The organism is Neisseria sp. GT4A_CT1 (assembly GCF_000227275.1).
Lineage (GTDB): Bacteria > Pseudomonadota > Gammaproteobacteria > Burkholderiales > Neisseriaceae > Neisseria.
In genome coordinates this window covers 39,787-48,339 of record NZ_JH164971.1, presented here as the reverse complement: position 1 = coordinate 48,339, position 8,553 = coordinate 39,787, and the positions used below count along the sequence as shown (strand labels likewise).

The 8,553-nt window shown below is 52.7% G+C and carries 6 protein-coding genes; 4 read left to right on the top strand and 2 right to left on the bottom strand.

The window, feature by feature from the left end; genetic code table 11:
* The first annotated feature begins 883 nt into the window (after positions 1–883).
* Positions 884–1,444 carry a hypothetical protein gene (locus HMPREF1028_RS12055; RefSeq protein ID WP_009313044.1) on the top strand — a complete coding sequence of 187 codons (561 nt, stop codon included), beginning with the start codon at positions 884–886 and terminating at the stop codon, positions 1,442–1,444.
* A 21-nt stretch (positions 1,445–1,465) separates the two neighbouring features.
* Positions 1,466–4,681 (top strand): carbamoyl-phosphate synthase large subunit, encoded by a 3,216-nt coding sequence (carB, locus tag HMPREF1028_RS12050; RefSeq protein ID WP_009313042.1) that lies wholly within the window; start codon positions 1,466–1,468, stop codon positions 4,679–4,681.
* A 13-nt stretch (positions 4,682–4,694) separates the two neighbouring features.
* Here carB and HMPREF1028_RS15765 read toward each other — a convergent pair whose 3' ends face one another.
* Positions 4,695–4,817 carry a hypothetical protein gene (locus HMPREF1028_RS15765; RefSeq protein WP_283118872.1) on the bottom strand — a complete coding sequence of 41 codons (123 nt, stop codon included), beginning with the start codon at positions 4,815–4,817 and terminating at the stop codon, positions 4,695–4,697.
* A 282-nt stretch (positions 4,818–5,099) separates the two neighbouring features.
* Positions 5,100–6,611, bottom strand: coding sequence for a lysine--tRNA ligase (gene lysS / locus HMPREF1028_RS12045; protein WP_009313040.1), 1,512 nt, complete (start codon positions 6,609–6,611; stop codon positions 5,100–5,102).
* A gap of 254 nt (positions 6,612–6,865) precedes the next feature.
* Between lysS and HMPREF1028_RS12035 the strand changes: the two genes are divergently transcribed.
* Both HMPREF1028_RS12035 and HMPREF1028_RS12030 read left to right on the top strand, forming a co-directional pair.
* Positions 6,866–8,011, top strand: a complete 1,146-nt coding sequence (locus HMPREF1028_RS12035) for a hypothetical protein (protein WP_009313038.1) — start codon at positions 6,866–6,868, stop codon at positions 8,009–8,011.
* 152 nt (positions 8,012–8,163) lie between these two features.
* The coding region (locus HMPREF1028_RS12030; protein ID WP_009313037.1) for a helix-turn-helix domain-containing protein at positions 8,164–8,553 on the top strand (390 nt) is incomplete at its 3' end.

Sequence of the window (8,553 nt, the reverse complement as noted above, 5' to 3'; positions counted from 1 at the left end):
AGAGAGAGGGCAACAAGCCGCAAGGCTTGTATTTTGGGAGATTTAGGTGTTGGGAAAGATTGCCGCCATTCGGGGAATGCCCTCTCCCCAGCCCTCCCCCACGGGGGAGGGGGTGGATTGCAGCGGATTCAGGCGTTGCAGGTCGTCTGAAAAAGAATGCCCGAAACATCAACAGCAGGAATTTTTCAGGTAGCCTTTATCGCAAGGCTGATGGAACAAACACCGTAAGTATTTTTTCAGACGACCTTTGAACCCATCGGTAGGGTGTGTACCGTAAGGCACGCACGCGGTGGGTTGGGGGTGCAGGGAAAATGGAGAACGCGTGCGTACCGCACACACCCTACATGAGGGTGACGGCTTTCTTGGGTTTGCCATTGATTGTAGGGCATCTGAAAAGAAAAAAAGCAGCCTGAACAATTTGTTTTTCTTGCAAAACCCTTAATCCCAACAGCCGCCCCGTCCTCTCTCCCGTGGGAGAGAGCTAGAGAGAGGGCAACAAGCCGCAAAGCTTGTATTGAGGTGGTTAGGGTATTGGGAAAGATTGCCGAAATTCGGGGAAGGCCCTCTCTCCAGCCCTCCTCCACGGGGGAGGGAGCAGGTTGCGGTAAATTCAAGTGTTACAGGCCGTCTGAAAAAAGAATGCCCGAAATATCAACGGCAGGAATTTTTCAGGTAGCCTTTATCTCCAGGAAAATGAACCAAACGCCACGAGCGTTTTTTCAGACGACCTTTAACCCCATCGGTAGGGCGTGTGCCGCAAGGCACGCACGCGCTGGGTTGGGGTTGCAGAGAAAATGGAGAACGCGTGCGTGCGTACCGCACACGCCCTACATATGGGCTACGGCTTGCTTTATTGTTCATTTTTGATAAGTTAGGATAATTTATGACAGGAATTTCACATGAAGAAGCTAGCAAGTGGGCAAAAAAAGAAATATTTGTTGGGGCGATACTTGGATTATGTCTCGGTATTCCTGGAACATGGCTAGTACGAGAAGGTTTATATCAAGACAACAAAGAAATACTTAATAAACAAATAACAGACTTAAAGGAAGAAAAAAGTAAACTGGAAGAAGAAAAATCAACTCAAAGAGAAAGCCTTGCCACTTGCGAAGCACAAAAAACAGGATTAGAAAACTCGATACAGAAAGATTATGTACGAAAAGAAGAGTTGAATCGCTGCCAGCAAGATTATGCTCAAAAATCAGATCAAAACCAAAGAATAAACGATGAAAATATAAAACTTTCATCTCAATTGCAAACCAAAAGTGCATGTTTACAAAGACAACAGCACTTACAACAACAATTAGACACTATAAGAGAAGAACTCAAATCTGGATTTACAAAAGGATTCGTTCTCCATGGACTGACTGAACAAGAACGAAATGAACGACAAATCCAACAAAAACAACTTGTAGAACAGTTAAATAAAATCAATTGCCAATAATTTTTAAAGAAAGACCCACCCATGCCCAAACGTACCGACCTAAAATCCATCCTTATCATCGGCGCCGGCCCTATCGTTATCGGTCAGGCCTGCGAATTTGACTATTCGGGCGCACAGGCCTGTAAGGCTTTGCGTGAAGAAGGCTATAAAGTCATTCTGGTGAATTCCAACCCCGCCACCATCATGACCGACCCTGAAATGGCGGATGTTACCTACATCGAGCCGATTATGTGGCAGACGGTGGAGAAGATTATCGCCAAGGAGCGGCCCGATGCGATTCTGCCCACGATGGGCGGCCAGACCGCGCTGAACTGTGCGCTGGATTTGGCGCGCAACGGCGTGCTGGCGAAATACAATGTCGAGCTGATCGGCGCGACGGAAGACGCGATCGACAAGGCGGAAGACCGCGGCCGCTTTAAGGAGGCGATGGAGAAAATCGGCCTCTCCTGCCCGAAATCTTTTGTCTGCCACACGATGAACGAGGCCTTGGCGGCGCAGGAACAGGTCGGTTTTCCGACGCTGATTCGCCCGTCTTTCACCATGGGCGGTTCGGGCGGCGGCATTGCCTACAATAAAGACGAGTTTTTGGCGATTTGCGAACGCGGTTTTGACGCGTCGCCCACGCATGAGCTGCTGATTGAGCAGTCCGTCCTCGGCTGGAAAGAGTACGAGATGGAAGTGGTGCGCGATAAGGCCGACAACTGCATCATCATCTGCTCGATTGAAAACTTCGACCCGATGGGCGTGCATACGGGCGACTCGATTACGGTTGCGCCGGCGCAGACGCTGACGGACAAGGAATACCAAATCATGCGCAACGCAAGCTTGGCGGTATTGCGCGAAATCGGCGTGGACACGGGCGGCTCGAACGTTCAGTTTGCGGTGAACCCTGAAAACGGCGAGATGATTGTGATTGAGATGAACCCGCGCGTGAGCCGTTCGTCTGCGCTGGCTTCCAAAGCGACGGGCTTCCCGATTGCGAAAGTGGCGGCGAAGCTGGCGGTCGGCTTTACGCTGGACGAGTTGCGCAACGACATCACCGGTGGCCGCACGCCCGCGTCATTCGAGCCTTCCATCGACTATGTCGTCACCAAAATCCCGCGTTTCGCTTTTGAAAAATTCCCCGCTGCAGACGACCGCCTGACCACGCAGATGAAATCGGTGGGCGAAGTGATGGCGATGGGCCGCACGATTCAGGAAAGCTTCCAAAAAGCCCTGCGCGGCTTGGAAACAGGCTTGTGCGGCTTCAATCCGAAAAGCTCCGACAAAGCGGAAATCCGCCGCGAACTGGCCAACCCCGGCCCTGAGCGTATGCTGTTTGTGGCAGACGCGTTCCGCGTGGGCTTCACGCTGGAAGAAATCCACGAAATCTGCGCCATCGACCCTTGGTTCTTGGCTCAAATCGAAGACTTGGTGAAAGAAGAGCAGCAGGTAAGTGCAGGCTGCCTGCAAGATTTGGATTTCGCCGCCTTACGTCGTCTGAAACGCAAAGGCTTCTCCGACAAATGCATCGCACAGCTTTTAGGGCTACCTGAAAAAGAAGTGCGCGAACACCGCTATGCGCTGAAGCTGCATCCCGTCTATAAACGCGTCGATACCTGCGCAGCCGAGTTTGCCACCGAAACCGCCTACCTCTATTCCACTTACGAAGAAGAATGCGAAGCGCGTCCTTCCGAGCGTAAAAAAGTGATGATTCTCGGCGGCGGCCCAAACCGTATCGGTCAAGGCATCGAGTTTGACTATTGCTGCGTTCACGCCGCACTCGCCCTGCGCGAATCGGGCTTTGAAACGATTATGGTGAACTGCAACCCCGAAACCGTGTCCACCGACTTCGACACCAGCGACCGCCTCTATTTCGAGCCGCTGACACTGGAAGACGTGTTGGAAATCGTCCGCACCGAAAACCCGTGGGGCGTGATTGTGCATTACGGCGGTCAAACCCCGCTGAAACTCGCCAACGCGCTGGTTGAAAACGGCGTGAACATTATCGGCACATCCGCCGACAGCATCGACGCTGCCGAAGACCGTGAACGCTTCCAAAAAGTGTTGAACGACTTAGGCCTGCGCCAACCGCCCAACCGCATCGCCCACAACGAAGAAGAAGCGCTCGTCAAAGCCGAAGAAATCGGCTATCCGCTGGTCGTGCGCCCGTCTTACGTCCTCGGCGGCCGCGCCATGCAGGTTGTCCACTCCGCCGAAGAGCTGCAAAAATACATGCGCGAAGCCGTGCAGGTATCCGAAGACAGCCCCGTGTTGCTCGACTTCTTCCTGAACAACGCCATTGAAGTCGATGTGGACTGCGTTTCAGACGGCAAAGACGTCGTTATCGGCGGCATCATGCAGCACGTCGAACAGGCAGGCATCCACTCCGGCGACTCCGGCTGCTCGCTGCCGCCCTACTCGCTCAGCGAAGAAATCCAAGACGAAATCCGCCGCCAAACCAAAGCCATGGCGTACGCGCTGGGTGTGGTCGGCCTGATGAACGTACAGTTTGCCGTGCAAGACGGCGTGGTGTTCGTGTTGGAAGTGAACCCGCGCGCCAGCCGTACCGTTCCCTTCGTCTCCAAAGCCACCGGCGTGCCGCTCGCCAAAGTCGGCGCACGCTGCATGGCAGGCATTTCCCTGCAAGAGCAAGGCGTGGAAAAAGAAGTCGTCCCCGATTTCTATGCCGTTAAAGAAGCCGTGTTCCCCTTCATCAAATTCCCCGGTGTGGACACCATTCTCGGCCCCGAAATGCGCTCCACCGGCGAAGTGATGGGCGTAGGCGCAAGCTTCGGCGAAGCCTACTACAAAGCCCAACTCGGCGCTGGCGAACGCCTGAACCCGACCGGCAAAATCTTCCTCGCCGTACGCGACGAAGACAAACCGCTCATCGTCAAAACCGCGCAAAACTTCCAAGCCTTAGGCTACGGCGTCTGCGCCACACGCGGCACCGCCGAATACCTGAAAGAGCACGGCATCATCGTGCAAGCGGTAAACAAAGTGCAGGAAGGCCGCCCGCACATCGTGGACGCAATTAAAAACGGCGAAATCGCGCTGGTGGTCAACACCGTCAGCAGCTCGGCACAATCCATCGCCGACAGCCACAGTATCCGCCGCACCTCCCTCACCCAACGCGTGCCGCAATACACCACCATCGCCGGCGGCGAAGCCATGAGCGAAGGCGCAAAAAGCCGCGACCACCTAGGCGTGTACAGCGTGCAGGAGTTGCATGGACGGTTGAAAAACAGAGGCTGAATCTGAATCGGGTTTAGCTTGAACAAAATCGTCTGAAAACCAATTTTCCGGTTTTCAGACGACCTTTTTCTTTGCTGACTTTATTCGAGGCGCATTTGCGTAAACAGAACCACTCGCGGATGGTTTGCGAATTCATCAACCGTCCGATCCGTTACCTCCGGCAAAACCGCTTGCGGCTACCTCAGCGCATACGGCATACGGAACTTATAGTGGATTAAAATAAAAATGAGACAAGGCGACAACGCCCGCCGTGTACGGGTAGTACATAAGGGCGTTGGCAACGCCGTATCGTTGCAATTTTAATCCACTATAAGACAATTGAAAAACAAAACTGAATCAAGTTTAGCTTCAACAAAAAGGTCGTCTGAAAACCAATTTTCCGGTTTTCAGACGACCTTTTCTTTGTTATCTGCCTACCTTATTCGGGACGCATCTGCGGGAACAAAATCACGTCGCGGATGGTTTGCGAATCGGTCAGCAGCATCACCAGGCGGTCGATGCCGATGCCGCAACCGCCTGTCGGCGGCAGGCCGAATTCCATGGCACGGATGTAGTCGGCATCGTAGTGCATGGCTTCGTCGTCGCCCGCGTCTTTTTGCGCCACTTGCGCTTTGAAGCGTTCGGCTTGGTCTTCGGGGTCGTTCAACTCGGAATAGCCGTTTGCCAGCTCGCGGCCGACAACGAACAATTCGAAACGCTCGGTCAGACCTTGTTTCGTATCCGAAGCGCGCGCCAACGGGGAAACTTCGACCGGGTAATCGACAATGAAGGTCGGGTTCCACAGTTTGCCCTCGGCGCAACCTTCAAACAGGGCAAGTTGCAGGCTGCCGATGCCGGGGGACGGCGGCAGGCTTTCGCCGTGTTTGACGATTTCTTTTTTCAGCCATTCTTCATCGTTTAACTGCTCGTCGGTGTAGTGCGGATTGTATTTTTTGATGGCTTCGAGAATGGTCAGGCGTTCAAACGGGCTTTCCAAATCGACTTCTTTGCCGTTGTAGCTGATTTTCGCCGTACCGTTGACCGTGCGCGATGCGTTACGGATGATGTCTTCCGCCATCTGCATCATGCGTTCGTAATCGGAGAAGGCTTCGTAGAATTCAATCATGGTGAATTCGGGGTTGTGGCGCACGGACATGCCTTCGTTGCGGAAGCTGCGGTTGATTTCAAACACGCGTTCCAAACCGCCGACTACCAGGCGTTTCAGATACAGCTCGGGGGCGATGCGCAGGTAGAGCGGGATGTCCAAGGCGTTGTGGTGGGTCACGAAGGGTTTCGCCGTCGCGCCGCCGGGAATCGGGTGCATCATCGGGGTTTCGACTTCGAGATAATGCTCGTTCACCATGAAATTGCGCACGGATTGGATGATTTGGCTGCGTTTGATAAACGTATTGCGCGATTCTTCGTTGGCAATCAAATCAACGTAGCGTTGGCGGTATTTGGTTTCCTGATCGCTCAAGCCTTTGTGTTTGTCGGGCAGCGGGCGCAGGGATTTGGACAGCAGGCGGATGTCGGACACGCGCACGGTCAATTCGCCGTGGTTGGTTTTGAACAAAGTGCCTTCCGCGCCGACGATGTCGCCCAAGTCCCAATGGTTGAAATCGTCCAAAACTTCCTGACTCACGCCTTTGTTGTTCAGATAAAGCTGGATTTGGCCGGTCACGTCTTGGATGGTGGCAAAGCTCGCCTTGCCCATTTGGCGTTTGAGCATCATGCGGCCGGCAATTTTGACGGGAACGGCTTGCGGGTCGAGTTCTTCTTTGCTGATTTCGCCGTATCGGGCGTGCAAATCGGCGGCAAAGCTGTCGCGCTTGAAGTCGTTGGGATAGGCAATGCGCTGTTGGCGGATGTTGTGCAGTTTTTCGCGGCGCAGGGCGATGATTTGGTTTTCGTCCAACTGCGGCTCGGTTTGCGGATTGTTTTGTTCGCTCATGGTGTTTTCCGGAAAAATAAATCAGGCGCAATCTGTTTCAGACGACCTGATTGAATCACAAAATTTGCGCATATTTTACGCGATGTCGGTGTTTTTTTCTATCCGGCTCAAAAGGTCGTCTGAAAAACATCGGGCAGGGGTTTTCGGTCAATCCGTTTGGCGGGAAAAAGATACCTGAAATCAAGTTTGGAAAAACATTTGGCTTTTTTGCTGTTATACTCATTCCATTTATTTCAAATCAATATCTGAAGATTATGTACTGGTCTATTCCTGATATCCCCGATACCATCGTCGCCCGCAAAAACAGCAAGTGGAATACCCCTTGGGTATGGCTGACGGTATTGGCTTTGCTTTTCATTGCGGCGTTGATTGTTGTGTTGTGGCTGAAAATCAGCCCGTTTTATCTGTTGATACCGGTTGGCGTTTGGGGCGCGGCTTTGCTGTACCGCTTTATCTTGTCGATGAACCGCAGCGCGGCGGCAGATGCTTGGGAAACCGAAAAATCGAATATCCGCAAAAAATGGACGGATTGGGCGCAAAGAAGCATCGTATTGGTCGATTCGCATACCATCCTGCCCGAACCCTTGTCGCTGCCGGACGTCATTACCCAAGCCTCAGGCGGACGAAATGCCGATCTTTTTCTGTTTCCGCGTGATGAAGACGAAGACCTGTGGCGCAGCGGCTATCCTTACGTTGCCGAACATTTTTACCAAAAGTTGAGCGAATTGGCGGAGTATCGGCAGCCTGTGACCCTGCACATCGATGCGCCGGACGAAGAAGCGTATTTGAACTGGCAGCAGAGATTTGAAGAAATCGCCGAAATGGCGGGTGTCCGCGCGACTATCAAGCCTTTGTCCGATGGCGAAAGTTTGATGGGCGATTGGGTGGAAAACCGTCAATTTGAAGGCATCCATGTGATTTTTTCGGCATGGCTGAACGAAGACGCTTCAGATGCCGAGTTTACAGAAAACGCAACTTGGCTGGTGTTTGCCTCGCCTTATGTCGCCAAACAGAATAAATTGCCCGTCAAAGCGGTTTTGCAGCGTCCGATTGCCATCTCCTTGTCCGACGAAACAGCGCAAAACAAATCTTTCGGACACTACGCCGATTACGCTTTGAAAAACCGCACCGTCCATGCCGCCTGGTTTACCGCACCGCCTAAAGATACGCAACAATACGTCGGCAAACTTCGCCAAGCAGGCGTCAGCTGGAACGATAATTTCGACCTGCCCCTGATACACACGCCCGAACCGTATACAGGTCAACTTCCGCGAGAAAGCCACTGGCTGACTCTGGGCTTGATGGCTGAAAACAGCGATCAGCAGAACCAATTGTTCGGCTGGCAGAAAGACGGCAATCTGTATATGGGCTGCCTGATTCATCAAAATTCAGCAGCATAAGCCGACTATCTTGTCATGGTACAAAAGGTCGTCTGAAAACTTGAAGTTTGGGTTTTCAGACGACGGCGGATTCGCATTTGAAGTGCAACTTTCCATAACAGAAAAAGGCCAGTATGCGGTAGCATACGGCCTTTCCTGCAAGAAAGATTGCCATGAGCTACACACAACTGACCCAAGACGAACGATACCATATCCAATACCTGTCCCGCCACTGCACCGTCACCGAAATCGCCAAACAGCTCAACCGCCACAAAAGCACCATCAGCCGAGAAATCAAGCGGCACTGCATCCAAGGACAGCAATACAGCGCCGATAAAGCCCAACGGCAAAGCCGGCTGACCAAACAGCACCGGCGAAAACCCTATAAGCTCGATTCGCAGCTGGTTCAACACATCGACACCCTTATCCGCCGCAAACTCAGTCCCGAACAAGTATGTGCCTACCTGCATAAACACCACGGGATCAAGCTCCATCACAGCACCGTTTACCGCTACCTTCGCCAAGACAAAAGCAACGGCGGCACTTTGTGGCAACATCTCAGA